Source organism: Planctobacterium sp. AWM4_229 (assembly GCF_056160305.1).
Genome location: NZ_JBSWWX010000001.1, coordinates 434,374 through 453,633, shown reverse-complemented (window position 1 = coordinate 453,633; position 19,260 = coordinate 434,374). Strand labels below are relative to the sequence as shown.

Annotated in this window: 20 protein-coding genes and 1 tRNA gene; 11 read left to right on the top strand and 10 right to left on the bottom strand. The window is 45.2% G+C overall.

What is annotated here, in order from left to right; genetic code table 11:
- Nucleotide 1 precedes the first annotated feature (1 nt).
- The 3 genes from ACXAGP_RS02010 to ACXAGP_RS02000 all read right to left on the bottom strand — a co-directional run bounded on the left by ACXAGP_RS02010 (nucleotide 2) and on the right by ACXAGP_RS02000 (nucleotide 2,502).
- Nucleotides 2-1,276 (bottom strand): efflux RND transporter periplasmic adaptor subunit, encoded by a 1,275-nt coding sequence (locus ACXAGP_RS02010; protein ID WP_475259200.1) that lies wholly within the window; start codon nucleotides 1,274-1,276, stop codon nucleotides 2-4.
- A gap of 66 nt (nucleotides 1,277-1,342) precedes the next feature.
- Nucleotides 1,343-1,690 (bottom strand): hypothetical protein, encoded by a 348-nt coding sequence (locus tag ACXAGP_RS02005; RefSeq protein WP_475259199.1) that lies wholly within the window; start codon nucleotides 1,688-1,690, stop codon nucleotides 1,343-1,345.
- Between the two features lie 62 nt (nucleotides 1,691-1,752).
- Nucleotides 1,753-2,502, bottom strand: coding sequence for a transglutaminase-like domain-containing protein (locus ACXAGP_RS02000; protein ID WP_475259198.1), 750 nt, complete (start codon nucleotides 2,500-2,502; stop codon nucleotides 1,753-1,755).
- Nucleotides 2,503-2,798: 296 nt separating this feature from the next.
- Here ACXAGP_RS02000 and ACXAGP_RS01995 point away from each other — a divergent pair, with 296 nt between their 5' ends.
- Nucleotides 2,799-3,569: a hypothetical protein gene (locus tag ACXAGP_RS01995; RefSeq protein WP_475259197.1), complete on the top strand. Its 771-nt coding sequence runs from the start codon at nucleotides 2,799-2,801 to the stop codon at nucleotides 3,567-3,569.
- Entirely contained in the window at nucleotides 3,570-3,821 is a 252-nt protein-coding gene (locus ACXAGP_RS01990; protein ID WP_475259195.1) for a hypothetical protein, read from the top strand.
- 675 nt (nucleotides 3,822-4,496) lie between these two features.
- Here the strand turns inward: ACXAGP_RS01990 and ACXAGP_RS01985 are convergent.
- Nucleotides 4,497-4,573 (bottom strand) — tRNA-Ile (locus tag ACXAGP_RS01985).
- A gap of 307 nt (nucleotides 4,574-4,880) precedes the next feature.
- Nucleotides 4,881-7,742, bottom strand: a complete 2,862-nt coding sequence (locus ACXAGP_RS01980; RefSeq protein WP_475259194.1) for a choice-of-anchor B family protein — start codon at nucleotides 7,740-7,742, stop codon at nucleotides 4,881-4,883.
- 123 nt (nucleotides 7,743-7,865) lie between these two features.
- On the opposite strand from ACXAGP_RS01980, the gene ACXAGP_RS01975 reads away from it, so the two are divergent.
- Nucleotides 7,866-8,630, top strand: a complete 765-nt coding sequence (locus ACXAGP_RS01975; RefSeq protein WP_475259193.1) for an MbnP family copper-binding protein — start codon at nucleotides 7,866-7,868, stop codon at nucleotides 8,628-8,630.
- Nucleotides 8,627-9,733, top strand: a complete 1,107-nt coding sequence (locus tag ACXAGP_RS01970; RefSeq protein ID WP_475259192.1) for an MbnH family di-heme enzyme — start codon at nucleotides 8,627-8,629, stop codon at nucleotides 9,731-9,733. The genes ACXAGP_RS01975 and ACXAGP_RS01970 overlap by 4 nt, the downstream gene beginning before the upstream one ends.
- A gap of 3 nt (nucleotides 9,734-9,736) precedes the next feature.
- Here the strand turns inward: ACXAGP_RS01970 and ACXAGP_RS01965 are convergent, their stop codons facing one another.
- The 5 genes from ACXAGP_RS01965 to ACXAGP_RS01945 are packed head-to-tail and all read right to left on the bottom strand — an operon-like array spanning nucleotide 9,737 to nucleotide 13,157.
- Entirely contained in the window at nucleotides 9,737-10,606 is an 870-nt protein-coding gene (locus ACXAGP_RS01965) for an FAD:protein FMN transferase (RefSeq protein ID WP_475259191.1), read from the bottom strand.
- A 34-nt stretch (nucleotides 10,607-10,640) separates the two neighbouring features.
- On the bottom strand, nucleotides 10,641-11,819 hold the full coding sequence (locus ACXAGP_RS01960; protein WP_475259190.1) for a DUF3570 domain-containing protein: 1,179 nt from the start codon (nucleotides 11,817-11,819) through the stop codon (nucleotides 10,641-10,643).
- Between the two features lie 18 nt (nucleotides 11,820-11,837).
- On the bottom strand, nucleotides 11,838-12,047 hold the full coding sequence (locus tag ACXAGP_RS01955; protein ID WP_475259189.1) for a DUF4266 domain-containing protein: 210 nt from the start codon (nucleotides 12,045-12,047) through the stop codon (nucleotides 11,838-11,840).
- On the bottom strand, nucleotides 12,044-12,610 hold the full coding sequence (locus ACXAGP_RS01950) for a TlpA family protein disulfide reductase (protein WP_475259188.1): 567 nt from the start codon (nucleotides 12,608-12,610) through the stop codon (nucleotides 12,044-12,046). Before ACXAGP_RS01950 ends, ACXAGP_RS01955 begins: the two co-directional genes overlap by 4 nt.
- Nucleotides 12,600-13,157, bottom strand: a complete 558-nt coding sequence (locus ACXAGP_RS01945; protein WP_475259186.1) for a thermonuclease family protein — start codon at nucleotides 13,155-13,157, stop codon at nucleotides 12,600-12,602. The genes ACXAGP_RS01950 and ACXAGP_RS01945 overlap by 11 nt, the downstream gene beginning before the upstream one ends.
- A 284-nt stretch (nucleotides 13,158-13,441) precedes the next feature.
- Here ACXAGP_RS01945 and ACXAGP_RS01940 point away from each other — a divergent pair, with 284 nt between their 5' ends.
- The 7 genes from ACXAGP_RS01940 to ACXAGP_RS01910 all read left to right on the top strand — a co-directional run bounded on the left by ACXAGP_RS01940 (nucleotide 13,442) and on the right by ACXAGP_RS01910 (nucleotide 19,238).
- On the top strand, nucleotides 13,442-13,771 hold the full coding sequence (locus ACXAGP_RS01940; RefSeq protein WP_338292961.1) for a hypothetical protein: 330 nt from the start codon (nucleotides 13,442-13,444) through the stop codon (nucleotides 13,769-13,771).
- Nucleotides 13,772-14,126: 355 nt separating this feature from the next.
- A complete protein-coding gene (locus ACXAGP_RS01935) occupies nucleotides 14,127-14,447 on the top strand; it encodes a DUF3718 domain-containing protein (RefSeq protein ID WP_475259184.1) in 321 nt (106 codons plus the stop codon).
- A 421-nt stretch (nucleotides 14,448-14,868) separates the two neighbouring features.
- Complete coding sequence (locus tag ACXAGP_RS01930) at nucleotides 14,869-15,711, top strand: LytR/AlgR family response regulator transcription factor (RefSeq protein ID WP_475259183.1); 843 nt, start codon at nucleotides 14,869-14,871, stop codon at nucleotides 15,709-15,711.
- A gap of 226 nt (nucleotides 15,712-15,937) precedes the next feature.
- A complete protein-coding gene (locus ACXAGP_RS01925; protein WP_475259182.1) occupies nucleotides 15,938-16,939 on the top strand; it encodes a response regulator in 1,002 nt (333 codons plus the stop codon).
- Nucleotides 16,940-16,946: 7 nt separating this feature from the next.
- Nucleotides 16,947-17,441 (top strand): PAS domain-containing protein, encoded by a 495-nt coding sequence (locus ACXAGP_RS01920; protein ID WP_475259180.1) that lies wholly within the window; start codon nucleotides 16,947-16,949, stop codon nucleotides 17,439-17,441.
- 118 nt (nucleotides 17,442-17,559) lie between these two features.
- A complete protein-coding gene (locus ACXAGP_RS01915; RefSeq protein ID WP_475259178.1) occupies nucleotides 17,560-18,342 on the top strand; it encodes a YggN family protein in 783 nt (260 codons plus the stop codon).
- 119 nt (nucleotides 18,343-18,461) lie between these two features.
- Nucleotides 18,462-19,238 carry a penicillin-binding transpeptidase domain-containing protein gene (locus tag ACXAGP_RS01910; protein ID WP_475259177.1) on the top strand — a complete coding sequence of 259 codons (777 nt, stop codon included), beginning with the start codon at nucleotides 18,462-18,464 and terminating at the stop codon, nucleotides 19,236-19,238.
- Nucleotides 19,239-19,260: the final 22 nt, after the last annotated feature.

The window sequence follows — 19,260 nt, the reverse complement described above, 5'->3', positions numbered from 1 at the left end:
CTCAGTGGTTGTGCGGATCAAAACCGCCCCTGGCCAGTTCTGACATCACAAAAAACGCGCCTTCAGTCACGACTCTTGTGCCTTCTGCTATGCCACTGATCTCACGCAGTTCACCCAAGGCTCGGCCTCGCTCAATGATTTGGGCTTCGAACAGGCCGGGACTTTCTTCAACGAATATTGTCCAGTTTCCTGATTGGTCACGCATCAGCGCTCTTTCTGGCACCGCCAGGACGGGGTGCGAGGTATTAAACTGAAAATAAACCTGGACAAACATACCTGAGTGCAATTGATGGTATTGGTTTTTAACCGCTAATCGAATGATGCGAGTGCGGGTTTTTGTATCGATGGTGTGGGCTTCCTGAATCACTCGCGCAGGATAGCTTTCACCGTTAAACAATACTGTCGCAGGGCTGTTGGTTGCCAGGTGTAATGGTTTATCTGGAGAGATACGAGCTTCCACCCATAGCTCACTTTCATCGGCCAACAGCATGATGGTTTCACCAGCATTGATTCGCTGCCCCTGTAGAAAGTCATCTTGCAGTACCACTCCGGCACGTTGCGCCGTTAAAGCATATTGCCCGAACGTTGCGGTATATTGGGTGGTGATATTGTCGATGGCTGAGGTGGTTAAACCAAAGGCAATGAGTTTGCCATAGGCGGCATTAAATGCAGTTTTCGCGGCAATGATATTGCTATCACTGACGGTTTGGTTATTCAGCTTTTGTACTCGCTGCCATTCCGTGGAAGCAAACAAGTACTCAGCCTGTGCTTCTGCCATGGCCTCGCTAAATAGGGTAACTAAGGTTTGCCCGGCTTCTACATGTTCCCCCAAGCTGGTGTGACGGCTAATAACCACAGAATCGGTTCTGGGGGATACCAGATAACTGGTGTAACCATTGGCTTTTATTTCACCGGGAGCATAAAGCTGATACTGCTGTTTTTGTGCCACTAAAGGAGTAACAACAATATTGGCAGTCGCAATTTGCGCAGCGCTAAGTTCGACAGTAGTGCTGTGCTGCTCTTCTGTATGGGCATCTTCTGAATGCGCTTCGTGTGACTGCTTTTCACCCAAATGCTCGTCGTGGATATGTTCCTCTTCTTTGTGCGTATTACCGGTGGTTGCAACACCGTGCTGATGCTTGTTTTGTTGCCCAATCTCTTGTGGACGAATCTCTTGTTTCTGTGATTCTTGTGCAAGGGCTGCTGAGTTGATGAAAAAAATCATAGCCAGCAACAGGCACAGGGCAACCCCTGTACGATTAAATTGTACTTTCATAATGTCTCTTAACGTTTGTTAAATCAAAAATGTAAAGCGCCTGATAGCGCGATTTGAGGTAAGACGTTAAGCGGTGGGAGGGCGATAAATATCGCGGCAAATGCCACTGGGTTTAGCGCTGTTGTTGTGGAAAACCCATCCAACTGCGCTGGGCAGACTAGTTTTGTGAGGTTTTAACTGCAACCAGGTTATGTGGCTGCCCGTACAGTGACCACAATGATGACAGTCTTCAACATCATGGCCAGCGGCATCTGTGAGGCTTTGGTTAGAATGTTGGTCTTCGGCGTGATCATGAGTTTGTTGCAGGTGCTCAATGTCCACGGGGTGACTTTCAATGGGCGCAGATACAGCAAGGAACGATTTAAACACAATCGCCACAAGCAGTAGTATTTTTAACGCAACATTGAATTTCACGGGGTTCTCATTTAGTTAAGCGCCAGAAAGATAGCAAAATTAGCCACTTATGGCGAAAAATTTTACGACTTACAGCCATCTTTTGAGTGGGAACGAGTATGCTCTGTATCAGAGAACGCTCTTAATCTTTGTACATTGCGATTGATCAAATGACGGATCAGGTTTTGATACAACCAGCGTTTCAGCCCGGATAAATTGGTGCCATGTTGGGCGTAAAAGGCATCAGGGGAATCGTACACACCAAAATCATCATGGATACCTTCTTTTTGAATATAGGTATCGCTGCCGCGCCATTCGGTATCGGGCTGTGCCAGGCAAGACGTAGCAATGCCATAACCACAAAAAGACTGTTTTAAATCACTAAATCGCTGTTGAATGGCGCTGAGGTAGGTATCATCCAGTATAAAGCCTTCGAGATTTAACCACTTACCCTCGTAATACACTTCCACCCAGCTGTGAATGATGTACTTGGGAGCCAGCCAGAATACATAGCCAGGGATCGCGCCTTTTTGCAATTGCTGATCGATGGTAAAGCCATGAAAGCGACAGGGAATATCCAGCGCCCGTAAAAGCGCCATTAACAAGTTCCCTTTGGTATTGCACTGCCCATAACCATCGGCCAATACTTCACTAGCAGAGATATCATCACTGCGATTGTAACCAAACAGCATCTCGTCTTTAACAAAACCATACGCCGCACCAATCTTGTTGTAGGTATCCAAAGATTGCCAACCACGCGCAGAAATTAACGCCTGAATAGACTCATGCTGAAAGTTAAGAATCGGCGTAGCAGAAAGATATTGGCTGTGCATGTAAAGGCCTCAAAGTGGTTGAACAAAAAGGATGTACCGCACTTTAATACCTGAAGTTGGTAGAGGGTCAAGGGGGACTTTCTGAAACTTAGTTTTGTGCCAAAGTTTTTTATTGTCTTTTGTTGGAGCGGGGGAAAGGTTTTTTGGGGAAGGTGAAGCAAGAAAACAGGGTTATCGTAATTTAAATTATATTATTGTAATCAATCGTGAATTTATTAACTTATAAAGTTAATTTGGATTTACATTCAGTATAAAAAATATATTATCGAAATGTTACTCGAAAAATAATTAGAATTATGGAACTTGCTAAGAAAAATACATCCTTTTATGTGATTACCCTGATTTCGATATTGGGCTCCTTTGCTTCCATTTATTTTGTGCTTAAAGAAAGTTTGGGGATCGCTTTCATTATCCTTGGGGCAGTAGCTCTTGTTCTACTGTCTTTTGTGCTCTACTTTGGTAATCGCTATAAAAAATATAGAGGGTATTATCAGATAAAGTCAGAATTTGAAATGCTTTCTGAAAAGTTTAGAGAGTATTTCGCCGATTTTACTGATGCAAACTCAATTGAAGATATTGAGTTATCTATGCAGGATCTAATTCTGCAAACGTTGGAACATTCGTCAAGGACACTATCTAAGGTAACTGGAAAAGAGTGCATAGCCTCGTTAATGATGCCCAATGATTCCAATGAATTTGAAACCATTCGCTATAGCACAAATGCTTCCATCGCACGCACTAGAGTTTCTTCTGAACCTTTACCGCACGATAAAGGTATAGTAGGTAAGGCGTTTCAAGCTGACAATGTTGTGGCTTGGTGTGTGCAAAAGAGTAGTGATGGATTTGAAGAAATAAGAAAAAACTATCAAGAGCATTACTTAAGTGGCATGGTTTGCCCTATTAAAGTTGATAATGAGGCTTACGCAATTCTTAACATTGACTCTAAACATTTTTCTTTGTTTGGAAGCCCTGAACGTGAGTTGGGTTCACTTTTTGCGAACTTACTTGCATGTGCATTTGAGGTTGGTGAAAGTGAGTGGGCAGAATTTTTAGATTCGAGGCAATAAATGGTGAAGCAAACATTAAATAGAGCAATTTCAAATAGAATAAGAAATAACAGTCTAAAAGTGAATGATTTCTCCAAATCAATTCGCGTTGCTTTTGTGCAATCAGGTCGTGGATTATCTGATTCAGTAACTAAGATTGAAAATACTCAGTCAGCTAAAGAAAAGAACCTGCAAAAAATTGAAGTATCTAAAAATGCTAAACGATTTAGTCACAAATATAAGCACTATTTTATTGCGGTTAAAGGGGCCTAAATTTCTAATAACTTCCCATATGGAAGCCTCTCATAAGTAATACATTATCTAGATGATTTCTTGGATGAATATTATTTCAAGGGCACCTCCTTATAGGAGAACGTCTTATCTTTCACAATTGATATTAGGAAATTGAGTTAACTTCAACAGAACAAGAGTATTTTCTCTGAAATAGAAATACTGTCCTTTCCATTAATACACTGCTTATTTCTTTAGCCCTCATTACCGGTTTGAAGCCCTTCCAGATTATTGTTATATGCGAAACAAGCCGAATGCAGAAAACACTGGGGTTTGTCCTTTAGGCTATTAAATTTCGGCTTATGTTGTCTCGCGCCTATGTAAAAAGGGGGATTAGGGGAGCGCCCCTAAGGAAAGGTAACATCAGATCACTTGTGTTTGGTGTTTCGCAGAAGGCGGAGAAGTGAGTGGTATCTGTAGGTTCGCCTTGAGCTGCACGGATGCAGTGAATGCCGTATATGTCGGGAACATTTAAATGGCAATTCGAACTAAGGTGGTTGGGTTAAATGCATTGTCGACATAAATGTCGACCTACAAATTTGGTGCTCTGCCCTAGGCGGAGAGATGCTGATATATGTAGGTTCGAATTTATTCGGACAAAGGTGGTTGGCTTTAGCATCGTTGTCGACATGAATGTCGACCTACAAGAGATAAAAATGGTGGCCCCACCTGGACTCGAACCAGGGACCTACCGATTATGAGTCGGGCGCTCTAACCAACTGAGCTATAGGGCCATTTTATACTTCGTAGCACTTGCGTGCGTTGTAACCATCCATGGTGAGCCATTCCAGCTCAGACTTCCTGTCTTCGCGTAAATTTCTCTCGGCGTGATGTTAAATCACCCCTCGTCCTCTTCGAGGACCGAAATTTACCCAACTGAGCTATAGGGCCATTTTTTTGTGGCAGTTAAACTGCTTTTTGAATTGCTTATTGACAGGGAGGGGTTCCCTTTAAGCGGTGCGCAGTATAGCAGTTTTATTTTTGTTGTCATTAGTTTGTCAACAACTCGCTGCTAACTGCGCATTTTTGCGGCAATTCCCGCTATTTTCTCACTATTCTTCGCCAGGCGACTAAGGCAATTCCCGCGATTAAATAGCCTAAGGGTAAGCTACCGCCGCCACCGCTGTTGTTATTGGCAGGTGGCGTTGTGGCTGGTGGCGTTGAGCCGGAGCCGCTGCCGGAATCGCTTCCCGAACCATCACCATCAGAGCCATCATCGCCTGAACCGTCATCACCTGAGCCATCGTCGCTATTGTCTTCTACTGCAATGGTCACTTGCTGGCTGGTTTGCACACCAAAATCATCTGTTGCGCTTACCTGCAATACCACTTCTGCTTCTGGCATGGTAAACGACACTGTTTGTGTGTCGGCGTTAAGCAAAGTAACGTCCGGGCCAGACACTTGAGTCCACAACCAGTTGAGGGTATCGCCTTCCGGGTCGCTGCCTTGGGCACTGACAGTAACTTGCGTTCCTGCTGCGATAGTTTGTGCTGCAGGCTCGGCTACTTCAGGGGCCTGATTGCTGTCGTCATCGCGAATAGTGATGAGCTTACGGCTTTGCTCTTCAGATGCCAACAGGCTTGGGTTATCGCTGCTTAGTTGCAGTACAAAGCTTTCGCTTTGTTCTTCCACAGCGTCGTCCACTAACTCGATAGTGATCACTTTGATACCGGATTCACCGTCTTGCCAGGTAACTTCGCCACTGATGGCGCTCACATCATTAGCATCAAATTCACCACTGAAGGCTTCAAGGCTATAGTTAACCGTGACAGCACCATTGCCATTTCCACTGCGCTGCACTTCTACTTCAACGCTACTTTGATTCTCCAGTACGGTGAGCGGGTCGTTATTAAAGGGGATAAGTACCACGCCTAAGCTGTTTATGTTTACTTTGGCCAGGATGTTGTTGCTTAATGTCGCGCCAGCCGTTGGGTTGGACAGTCTTACAAAGAAGGTTTCATCGGACTCAGCCAAACCATCATCATTAGTATTGATGGTAATAGTTTGGATATTCGATTCGCCATCTAACCAGGTCAGAGTGCCTTTGTTACTCTCGTAATCACTGGCTTCGGCAGAGCCAGGTATAACTTCGTAATCAACGCTGCTCGAAGGCGCATCAAACAGGTTTTGCACGTTAATGGTTAACGACCCGCCTTCGTCCACCTCGTACTCGGTGCCAGGTTCGATGCTGATATCACCCGCTCGGGTTTGGTCGCGGAACACGTACAAACCACTATTGATGTCACTGACGATAATCAAACCGCTGGGCAAGAAAGGATAAACCCCCCAAGCACCATTAAAGGTGGAGGCATCACTGAGTGGGTATGTATCAAAAAAACCTACTTCTTCGGGTGATGTTGGGTCGGTAATGTCTAAGATGGTTAAACCGCGCTCGTAATTGGACATGTAATAACGATTGCCCAGCACATAACCATTGTGATCGATTGCGCCGGTGGGGCCAGTCCAGGTGCCGGCTTGTACCGGGTTTTCCAGATCGGTGATATCAAATACGTATAAAGTTGAGTTCATACCACGATTGCGCTCGTCTAGCTCGTCGTGCACAAATAGGTAGTTGCGATCGTCACTCCACCAACCGGAATGCACATAGCTGGCGGTGTTGTAAGTGCCAGTGGAAAGCTGCTTAGCATTGCTCAGGTTAGTGTGATCCCACAAACGAAACTCAGCTTCGTTAAAATCCAGCATGATAGTACAGCCGAATTCATTGGCATTGTCGCATTGTGCGGCGCGTTCATCAGTGATGTTCACCGACGAGGCATCGTGAGTATACAGCGAAGCGTCAGCCATTACTGGCGTATAGGCTGCACCGGGCTGTGTGGGGTTAGTTAAGGAATAGGTGCGCATGGCGCCATTAAATTGCGGCTGGCCGAGAATATGTAAACCGGGCGCATTGTTCAGCGCAGTGTTAAAGGAATAATCAACGCTACTGATGTACACATTGTGGGCCGCGGTATCTGAGCGCGTAGTGCTGGCAACCGTGATCTCATTAGGTAAATTGTTCAAGTCCAAAATAGTCAGTCCCACCGATGCGTTATCGGCGGTGACGTAGGCGTAGGCTTGCCAGCGTTCCAGTTCGGTATCGAAATACTGATATACCTTGATGTCGCGCCAGGTGGTGCTTTGCTGAGTGATTTTACCCACTACTTGCGGGTTTGAAGGATCTGCCAGGCTAACCACTGATACGCCATTGCGCAGGCCGATAATGGCGTATTCTGTATTGTTATTTAAATCGATGTGACCCCAGATGTCATTAGCAGCGCTAGCGGTAAATTCGCTCAGGGGTACGTGGCTCACTAAATCGATGTTATTACAGGTGTATTCACCTGCCATACCCGATTCACAGGTAATATTCTGTTGTCGTTGTTGCAGTGCATCCAACTGAGTCTGTGCTTTTTGTAATGCGTTGTTAAAGTCCGCTGATTTGCTATCAACAATGACGTTAAAGCCTTTTTCTTTGGCCAGCGCGCGGTATTCTGGCGGTACGCCCACCAGGGTGGTGGGATTCTTTTCAGGATTTTGCACCTGATAACTATCTATGGTGCTGTAACCGGCAAAAACCGGATTAATGAGGTTATTTAGCTGCAATAGTTCCGTGGGCGAGGTGACGGGGTAGGAGCCTTTGGCCACTAAAATCTTGTCGCCTTTTTTGGCTTGCAGCTGGGCATAGGCAATGCTTTGACAGGGGCGGAAACGATTACCGCAATCTCCGCTGTCTTTACCATCGGCTGCCACAAACCGGGCTTTGTCATGCTCCGAGTGAGCCCATGCGGGCAACTGCATGATGGCCAGCAAACCCAATGCGGTGCTGAAGCCGCCAGCGAGAATTCGCGTTTTGTTGGACGCCTGTCTCGAAGCCTGTTTGTGAGATAAGGAAAATATTGCCATTGTTGTACATCCTTTGCGGCGCTTTAATCACGACAAAAAATACCCCATAATCCATTCCGGCGTCGTCATTAATGCCATTAATTTTTTAGAACACTAAGAAAAACCAATTTATCAGGAATGTTAGTGAAGGAAAAACTTTTCTCCATCGGAATTTGCTTTTTAACGGTTTTACTCAGCGCCTGTAGTGAAAAATCTGTCAACTCACAGCTACAGGTCGCACTCTGGAATGAAGGGCAGCCGTTTGTTTGTAATGAGCAGCTGCTGGAGGGAAAGGTCTGGCAATTGGATAACTTTGCCTTTTACCTGAGTGAAGCGGCGCTGCACAGCGAAGCTGAGAGTACTGCGGTGTCCTTTTGGGCAGACGAACCCTCTTTACAACTTATCCGTATCGATACTGAAACCTGCAAAGGGCAGGTTACCTTGCAATCCGCTACGCCAGTGCACGACGCGCAAACGCTGTCCTTTACCCTTGGGGTGCCTTTTGATTTAAACCATCAAAATCCCGTAACCCAACCTATGCCGCTGAATTTCCCTGATATGTTCTGGACCTGGCGCAATGGTTATAAATTTTTGCGCCTCGATATGCATGCTCAGAATGATAACTGGGCTTATCATCTGGGTAGTGTTGGCTGTACATCCGCCAGTGCCGTAAGAGCACCCAAAGAAGCCTGTGCTAAACCTAATCGCGCCCGATTTAGCTTAAATATTCCAAAGGCGGAGGATTTGGCGTTGGTGTTACATTTGGACCGCTTACTAACCGGTATCCTTGCCAATGAAGAAAATCGCTGCGTGATGCACGGCGATAGCGAGCCGGTTTGTGTTCAATTGTACGAAAACCTCAACAATGACGAGCTTTCAGTGTTTACCTTGGAGGCTATCAATCCGTGAACGGCTTACGACATTGGGGGGTAGCTACAGGGCTGTGTTTATCCGCATTATTTTTAACTGCCTGTCAAAAAGCGCCACCGCCTTGGAATTGGAATATCCCGGAAGGTTTTCCTGCACCAGCTGTGCCCGATGATAACCCCATGACAGCGGCCAAAGTCGAATTGGGCAGGCATCTGTTTTACGACCGAAACCTGTCTACTAATCAGGTGCAATCGTGCGCTAACTGCCATCAACAGCAATTTGCTTTCAGTGAGCCATTACCTCACTCAAATGGCAGTACTGGCGACAAAGTGCGGCGTAACAGCATGCCACTGGTAAACGTGGCCTATAATGCTCACCTGACCTGGGCCCATACTGAGCTCACCACGCTTGAGACTCAGATCCTGATCCCGATGTTTTCAGAAGAGCCCATTGAGCTTGGCATTACCGGGCACGAAGAGTCGGTATTAGCGCGTTTTGCTAACGACAAGTATCGCCCCATGTTTGCTGCGGCGTTCCCCGGAGAAGACATCAGTTTCGAATTGATAGTGCAGGCTATCAGCAGTTTTGTGCGCAATCTAACGTCTTTTAATTCACCCTTTGACCGATACGCCTATTACGGTGAGGACGACGCCTTGTCTGAATCGGCTTTACGAGGCATGGATTTATTCTTTTCTGAGCGCCTGGAATGTCATCATTGTCATGGTGGCTTTAATTTTAGTCAGGCCAGCAAACATGCCGATCAAGCATTTGAAGTGACTGCGTTTCACAATACCGGTTTATACAATGTGGATGGTGAAGGAGCTTATCCGCAAAGCGATCAGGGGCTAAAAGAAATTACATTACAGCCACAACACATGGGGCAATTCCGGGCACCGACACTGCGTAATATCGCGGTTACCGCACCCTATATGCACGATGGTAGTGTGGCGACATTAGAAGAAGTCATCGCTATTTACGCCGCTGGCGGCAGAGGCGAGGGCATCAATAGCCCCCTTAAAAGTCCTTTCATGCATGGTTTCGTTTTATCTGACCAGGACATGCAGGATTTGCTGGCATTTTTAGAGAGCCTCACCGATGAGGCATTTCTGAATAATCCGGAATTTGCCGCGCCTGAATATTAGAACTTAGCCCTTAAACTGGCTTTCAACTCGAAAGTGTTGATCGATGGTAACGTAAGGCGCACCTGTTTCGGCGATCCATTTTTTACCTTCTTCTTCGCCTTTTAACATGGCTATGGTGGCTAATGTGCCGGCAACGATGCACTGTTCTGCCCAAACACTCACTCCTGCTAATCCTTCCACTGGCCAACCGGTGATGGAGTTTAAGATATGGCTGTACTTTTTGTCGTCCAGCACAAAGCAACGAGCGTAATCGCCGGAACTGGCCAGGCCACCAGAGTGCAATGCAATCTTGGCTACCGGCTCGCCGGGGATTGCCGGGTGTCGGATCCCAATTTCCCAAGGACGCCCATCTGGGTGGGGGCCCGCTGCGGCAATATCACCCGCCAAATCCACCAGGCCATGGCGGATACCCACTTCACCAATAAAGTTGGCCAGTACATCGGCCGCGTATTCCTTAACAATACCACCAAAATCCAGCTCCATACCTGTAACAGGCAAACGAAACGCTTGCTGCTCCATTGGCAGTTTGTCAAAGCCGATTTTATCCAGGGTGCGGTTAATGTCTTCTTGTGAGGGAACGGTGGGATTTTTGAAATCCCAAATCTGACGCAACACCCCGGAGGTAATATCAAACAGGCCGTCACTCTCGCGATGGGCGATAGTGGCGTACTGCATTAAAATCCAGGTTTCGGTATCGATTTCAAAAAGCTGCTCGGTACCTGCTGCGTTGTTGATTTTGCTGATCAAACTGTCGGGTTGATAACGCGAGTATTTTGCTTCCAGTCTCGCCATTTCCTCAACACAGGCCTCTTTGGCCTGGTTAAATTGCTGCTCTGATTCACAATAAAAACTCAGCGCACAGGGTGATCCCATGGCACGAAACTGAAAGTCAAATAATTCCATATAATTAGAAAGTAAAATCGACCCCAACACTGATCAACGTAAAGTCCAACAGAGCCGGGTTTTCACTTTCAGCATCTGCCAAAAAGGTACTGCCACCACTGTAATACTTCTCGCCACTAAGCATCAAAGCCCAATTTTCAAAGGCCTTTGTTATTTTTAAGCCATAGGTTACTGCACCGTATTCCGACAGTCTATAGTCGTTACTGTAATTTCCATCGGCCCTTTGCTCTGTGTGAAAGCTTTCGTAAAAAAAGGCCTCAGATTGTTCATAAAGTCGAATTGAAGGCACAATTTGAAATCCAGCCTGCAGATTTTGATACCAGGCGAGGTCGATTGTATTGGACTGAATGCCCCAATCGTCATCATAAAATCGGTAATCCAGATGCAAAGCGGCGTCAAATTCGTCGAAAAACAGGCGATTTTGCATCGCCAGTGTTCTGGATATGCGTTTTTCTGGACGACTGTCACCAAAGAGCGAGCCAGTGACGAAAACTTGTTTATATGGATCCGACAAATAGCCACTTTTACGGGAGTAACCAGCGGCTAATTTCATTAACCACTGTTTGTTCATGATTCTGGCGTAGCTCACCAGGTAAGAGTTACTGTGTTTACTTTGCTCTGTATCAGGACGCGTGCCGAAGGTTTCGGTATCCACAGGATAGATATCGTCATTACTGACATCTGCCGAAAACGACCAGGTGGTTAACCTGTCTTCGGATTCTTTGGCGTAACCGACAGAAAAACTGGTGCTATCGTAATCATCTTCGGTGGAGCGGGCGGCACCGAGGCTAAGCACATCGCGATCTAGTGCTACTTTGAGTGTCGCCGCATAATCTTTGCGGGTGTCTTCAATGGAGGCACCACTCATCACTTGTTTAGGCTCTTCACCCGGCAACTGAAAAGTGTACCAAGGCGACGCACCAGACATTTTTTCGTGTTGATAATCAACGTTCAGTTGCATGGTGTCTGATAAGGGCGCCACCAGACGGAATTGATTCACTTCGATATCATAACGATTAAGCTGTTGGTTAAGCACTTTATCTTCATCCAGTGCTGCTTCCTCGTAGTTGTAATGGCGTATACCGATCTCGAAATCTTGTGCAATTTGTTGTGCTTTGGCTTGCAAGGCAGGTAAACAAGCGGCAGCAGCAGAGAGTGCCAGCAGGGCATTGTTATTTTTCATGAATACTTGTTACCGGGCTTAATTACAGCCACAGCCTCCACCATTATTGGACGCTCCACCGGATGCCGCCTCTTTGCTGAAATAAACGTGGCGATGAAATGCCGATTGCATGGCATCCGGTTCGAAGGCCATCTCGGTTTTTGCAAAACGGCCTTTTTCCCAAGGCTGTACCGTACTGACACAGGCGCTGCTCAACAGCCCCAGTAGAATAATGATAATTTTTTTCATTGCAGACCTATCAAGTGTTCAATTTGTTGTATTTTTTTATTTTTTTTGCGTTCATTAAAACCGATGTGACGGCCTCTGATATTACCCTGTTTATCAATGACAAAAGCGACAGGAAGGCCGGGCAATTGCAGCGCTTCTGCTAATTTTTTGTCCGGGTCGGCGTATATTTTAAATTCCGCCGGGATTTGGTTTAAAAACTGTTGTGCATCTTGGGCAAACTCATCCAGATTAACGGCGACAATTTTAAATTCATCGTCTGAATACTTAGCGTTTAATTCATTCATAAAGGGAAATGATTTTTTACAGGGTTTGCACCAGGAAGCCCAAAAATCCAGATACACCACCTTGCCCTGTAAATCGGCATTGCTGAGAACTTCACCGCTGTGGAAATCCCTTAACTTAATATCTGGCAGCGGCGTATTCGCAGAGGCGGACGTGTTGAGGCCAAAGTACAGCGCACAAAAAAGCATCACACTTAAAAATAAACGGGTAAAAGAGCTTGAATTATTTTTCGGGAAATAAAACTTCAGGGGCAAAACTGTGGTGGTTTTGTTAGCTATCATTGCCATTTCCTGTGTCGTGTTCATTGTCATTGCTTCGATTAATTATAGGTCGTTGTTTGGGACGAGACTGATGTTTGCTTTGCTCGCGCCATACCCAAGGCGGAATGCGCAGCTCATGGTCCAAGGACCACAAGCCTGCACCATTATTCATGGCTGCGTTTTGAGCTTCGCTATAGTCAAATTGTTGCTGGTAATGTTGCGTTTGAGGTGAGAGCCAGGCCATTCCCGCTTGTAATAGTGCTTTATTTACGTTTTGCTCGCCCACCAACACTTCACCAGATTGCGAAAGGTGAATCGCTTTGTTTAGTACAATTGATTCCAGAAACGCTTTTGCTTCCCGACCAAAGGGTTGTTCTCGCTCTGGGGCATCGACAAAATTGAGATCTAAGGTTTTTTCTCTGCCATTTTCTGTAATGATTAGTGAGTCACCATCTACCACTCGCTTAACCATTAATTTGTCGCCGGGGGCAGGGCAGCAGCTCTGCAAAAACAGCAACAGGATAAGGGGGAGCGCGACGGCAAACTTTATGGGAAGGGTTGTGTGCATAATCCGCTGTAATAATCCATTGCTTAGGGTTTCACTTTAGCCTTAGTCAACAACCTTGCCAAGAGAATAACCCGGCAATGATGACTGGTTCACATAAAAGCGATAAATAAAAACGTTTAAAAAATCTGCAATATTGCTGTTAAGCCCTTAAATAAGTTGCGTTTTGTAGCAGTTGCAGCTAAATATTAAGTGTGAAAAGTTCATTTATCTGTTATCTTTTTTAAAGTTATTTTTGTTAAATACAGATCGATATAAACGACAGAGCCTTAGAATTGGAGTAGACAATGACCGAAAGGCCTTACCTTGTAAGTGGTAGAAACACCATAATTCACAAAGTCCGCAAATTGGACTTGATTATCACCAATGGTGAAGAGCAGCCGCCCATTATCGTAACCCACAAGGGTGTTAAAAAGTACACCGGGCGTGTTCCAGAAAATAAGCGCGAAGCGAAAATGATGGATGCCGAGTTAGTTGATCTAACCTTGGGCGAACTGTTTGGCGATGAGAAAACCTTGTTGTTCGTGCAAACCATCAACGGCAAAGAATACAAAGTGGACTACAGCAAATCCGATACTCCGTTATTTGTTAAAATCCACCAGGACAGTGTTATCTAAATAAACGCTGTTATTTAAGTTTTGCATAAAGCTCCTCCAATCGAGGGGCTTTTTATTGTCTGAAAATCGTCGCCATAGCAATAACCCGTGCTGATTTTTAATCTTTAGGCTAAAAAAACAATCCAAATCTAACTGTTCACTGACTTCTTATGTTGGTTGGTAATTTTACCGCTGCGATAAACAACCTGGTTTTAACGGTGAATTATCGTGTATTTCCTGCACTTAATCTATCTGTCGCACATTGCCGCGACAAAACGAAGAATCGATGCTGACCGCCGCTCGCAGGCTTAACCTGTACTCAGAGTTAAACACAACGTTTTACTTAATTCAGTACAGCACAGATGAGGGCATCATTATGAAAAAGTTAATCTTAACCGCAGTAGCAGTAAGCACATTGGTTTTATCTTCAGGCGCTTTTGCCATGGATAGCGACCTTGAGAAAAAACTGGTAGCCGTTTGTAAAGCCGTTAAATCAGACAGCAACCTTAATTTACACACGACACTAAAAGAAACGCGCTTGAGAGCCGATTCAGTGGTGGAAGGCTTAATGTGTAACGGCGAAGACGTGATTACTTTCGCAAAGCTTAACGGCGCTAATAACACCGCAGATTTGCTGCTAAAGCGTTCAGGTAATTCCGGCAAAATTGTTGTTATTGAAGACCTGGCGAAAAACTAACAGAACAGCAAAACTTGTAATTTAATTACATTTTGTCAGGTATTTTTGTTGTTTCGTCTCAGATTTGTAGTTTTGTCACATTTCTAAAGTAGTATGACACCTGTTGGGCGTAGTGAACCCGACATACAGTATTCAGCCTTTCAGGCGCTATACATGTATTTATCCTGGACAAAATAGGGGGCTCAGCCCCCTATTTTTTTATCTGCTACCTGTCAGCGTACTCATCTCCCTAAGCCAGACCCTATGGCCCCGCGGTGTCTTTTTTTCCAGTTGTAACCACAAATAAACAGAACCGCCATTTATAACAGCTTGTTACATCCGCAGTTTGAGTCACAACGGCGCTGGTCTATGCTGTGTTTGGGGAAATAATGTTTGGAGTCACTCTCTTTTTTATAGCGATTATTTATTGAGGCGCACACTGATGTTTAAAGAATCTGTTAAGGTGTTAATTGCAGATGATGAACCACTGGCCAGACAGGGGTTATATAGCAGGCTAAACAAGTTTTCACATTTGGATATATTACCCATGTGTGAGAATGGCACTGAAGCTCTGGATGGGATCAAAAGTTTGCAACCGGATGCGGTGTTTCTGGATATTGAAATGCCAGGATTATCAGGGATAGAGCTCCTCAATAAGTTGGTGGAAGAGCGACACCGACTACCTTACATTGTGTTTACCACAGCCTATCAAGACTTTGCGCTGGAAGCCTTCAACTACGAACTCTGTGATTACCTGTTAAAACCGGTGGATTGCGACCGGTTAGAAATCTGCCTGCAGCGTATCGAAAAGTCCATGGAGCAACAAAAAGCGTTGGCAATGCAGGATAAGCTGCAACATCTGCTAACCCGTAAAACCGGTAAAACCCTGAATGGGTTTATAGAAAACCTGGAAACCTCTCAGCAATGTCAGGCCAACGACTTACAAAATTACCTGTCTTTTAAATGCGGCACCGAGTGGATCAAAGTGGCGGTAAGCGAAATCGACTGGATTGAGGCAGTAGGTGATTACATGTGCTTGCATTTGGGTGAGCGGCAGCAAATTATTCGCAAAACCATGAAACAACTGGAGGCCGAACTGGATCATCAGCATTTCCCGCGCGTAAGTCGCTCGGCGATTGTCAATGTGACCAAAATCCATAAACTCACACCCAATTCGAACGGTGAATATCACGCCCACCTAACCTGTGGCAAAGTGGTTAAAGTAACCCGCAAATACAAATACAAACTGGAAGAAATACGCAATAAGAAAAGCGCAGTGCATTAGTTGCGCTTGAACTTGGTGCAATATTAAGCAAACGCACTGCTGTCGCACAAATACTGAACAATATGCAGGTTAAATGTCATAAATTCGACTAAAGTTGGATGGTACTCTGCGCGATAAGTCCATATAAGTCTTTGGGTATTCTGTAATTAACTGCTATCTATTGTATATAATGGTGCGCGATTAAATCCTCATTGGCCTTAAAGGATAGAAGAGAAAAATTATCAGTATGTTTTCAGTTTTGATTTGCGATGATTCAATGGTTGCCAGGAAGCAGGCTGCAAAATGCCTGCCTGATGACTGGGAAGTGCAAATCCACTTTGCTAAACATGGCGGCGAAGCCATTGAAGCCATGAAAGAAGGCAAAGGACAGCTGCTGTTGCTGGACCTCAATATGCCAATCATGGATGGCTACGAGACTCTCGAAGCCATCATCAAAGAAGATCTGGATACCAAGGTGGTGGTGGTATCTGGAGATATTCAACCCGAAGCTCACGAGCGTGTAAAAGCCTTGGGTGCCTTGGATTTTATCGAAAAACCAGTTAGTAAGCCGGCATTGAAAAAGATCTTGTTGGCAAACGGTGTCCTGGAAGATGTTAAAGAAGAAGTCAAAAGCGAACCTGCAGTGGATGCGCTGGATCCAGATATCCGCGATTGTTATCAGGAAATCACCAATATTGCTATGGGGCAGGCGGGTGATCACCTGGCGCGTATACTCAACGTCTTTGTTAGATTGCCCATTCCTAATGTGAACTTAATCGAAGTCTCAGAATTGCACATGATGTTGCAGGACATTGAGCTAAAAGACTCTGTGTCCGGTATTTGTCAGGGGTTTGTCGGCCCCGGGATCAGTGGTGAGGCCTTATTCATTTTAAGTGATTCCAGCTTTGACGATGTTGCCCGCATCATGGGGATTAATGGTCAGGTGGATGATCAGGTGCAATTAGAATTGCTCATGGATGCTGCCAATATTTTGATTGGAACCTGTCTCAATGGTCTGGCGTCACAACTGGATTTGTATTTCAGTCAGGGGCACCCTGTGGTACTGGGACAACATCGCAGTATCTCCGAATTGATCTCCAGCAACCGACTGCGCTGGAAGCGCACTTTGGCGATTGAATTAAGCTATGGGTTGGAAGGGTACAATGTGCACTGCGACCTGGTGTTGCTGTTAACCGAAGAATCCATGAAAGCCATGAACTACAAGCTTTCTCACTTGTTGGAAGACTGATATCACGATGGACGATTTAGAAGATGATTTAGCCGAATTCCATTGGATGATGGACATGCTGCAAACGGTCGATGTCGGTATCGTTGTGGTGAACACAGATTTCCAGATTCGAGTCTGGAATGCCTTTATGGAGAGCCACAGTGGCTTGCTACCTAGCCAGGTGAGAGACCGTAATTTATTTCAGTTGTTTCCCGAAATAGATGAAAAGTGGTTGCGTAACAAATGTCGCCCGGTGTTTGAATTAAAGAACCGGGCATTTATTACCTGGGAGCAGCGTCCTTATATTTATAAATTTCCAAACTACCGGCCCATCACCGGTACTGAGGACTTCATGTTCCAAAATGTCACGCTGTCACCGCTTACCGGCGCAACGGGTAACGTGGATCACATGTGTATGATGATTTACGATGTTACCGATGTTGCCGCCAACAAAAAGCGCGCTGAGGCGGTAGAGGTAACCCTCAACGAGCTGAAGGAAAAGACCGGTCACGGTCGAAAATAACCAACTAACTTGGCTTCTCAGCAATTTACCTCGAATTTTGATACGCTTGTCGGAATCTGAATGCAAAAACCTTGCGTATCTGTGACAATGAAACTGTCTTAATATCGATTACCTACGGATGATTAGATTACTATTTTTATTTTTTAGCGTTGTTAGCTTGTCTGCCCATGCCGACCTCAAGTGTGAGGTAGATTTGAATTATGGCATGGTGGTAACAGACAAAAGCATTCGCATCATTGATGAATCGCGCACCCTCTACCAGATAAATTCCGATGATCAATTGATTGTGGGCGGTAACTGGATAACGTTAAACGAAAGCCAGGCTGAGAAGCTCAAGGAATTATCCGATGGCATTCATTATTCCGTACCCAAGATGATTATTCTCGCGACAGAAGGTGTTGACCTTGCCATAGAAACCGTAGAGCACGTTTATGTGGGACTAGTAGGCACAGATCACAAGAGCTTCGACAAATTAACCTCTGCTTTGGACAGAGTGAAAGAAAAGGTCAAAAAGAAGTTTATTCACGCCCATGGCAATTATTATATTGGCCCCGGTAGTCTTGAAAATGTGGATGACCTGGTGGACCAAGAGCTTGAAGCGCAAATAGAAGAGGCCATCAATACTTCTCTCGGCGGTGTGTTGTCTGCAATTGGTGGCTTAAATGCGGGCAATGACGAAAGTATGGAATTGCGCATGGAAGAATTATCTCAGCGCCTGGAGATCATGGGCAATGAGATTGAACGTACAGTGGGGCCCAAAGCCGACAGCTTGCGCAAAAAAGCCCAATGGTTTTGCAACAAAATGGGTTATCTGGATCGCGTCGAAAATGAGCTGCGCACAGAGATTAAACAGCTTAAGGACATTGATGTTATCGTAGTAGGCAAGGGCTGGTCTGATTAAGCGTTTACGTCGGACATCATCGGACATAGTTTTTTACTAATCATTTCTTTTTCAAGAATGCTTTCATGGTTAAATACGCCCACTTTTTCTTGCGTATTAACATTCAAAAAAGGACTTTCATGAAAGCTTTTGCCTTTTCACTTCTTTTACTAACCTTTCCTGTTTTTGCAGCCAGTACACCTTCTTGTGATGATGATTGTACTTTTGTATTGATGGAAGACTCAGGTGACATCAAAACCATTCTAAACGTTAAAAGAGCCAGGCAGCCATTTACACCGTATTCTACTTTTAAGATCCCCAACACCCTGATTGCCCTTGATGTCGGTGTAGTGCACGACATGGAGCACGAACTCAGCTACGACAAAGAGCAATATCCGGTGCAGTCCTGGTGGCCGGAAATCTGGTACAAAGCGCCACTCAGCATTCGTCCAGCGTTCCAGAACTCAGCCGTACCCATTTATCAAGAGATTGCCAATAAAATAGGTAAGGCCAAAATGCAGGAATACCTAAACGGGTTTGACTATGGTAACCGCGATATCTCTTCCGGCTTAGATACTTTTTGGCTAAATGGCAGTGTTCAAATTTCTGCATTGCAGCAGGTGCAGTTTTTAAAGCGTCTGTTTGATGGTGAATTACCTATATCTGATGCAACCTTGCAGACCTTCAAAAAGGTAATGCTGAAAGAGCAAACAGAGGAATATACCTTGTATGCAAAAACCGGTGGTGGCGGCATCGCTAAGGGCAAAGCCATAGGCTGGTACGTTGGCATGGTGGAAAAGAACGGAAAATCCTGGTATTTCGCTGTCAATGTGGATGGCAAAAGCTTTTCTGAAGTGCAAAAGACCCGTATCGCCATTGCCAATGCTGAGCTTAAAAAAGCGGGTTTGTTAAATTGAACTAATAGCTTTTAGGACGTTG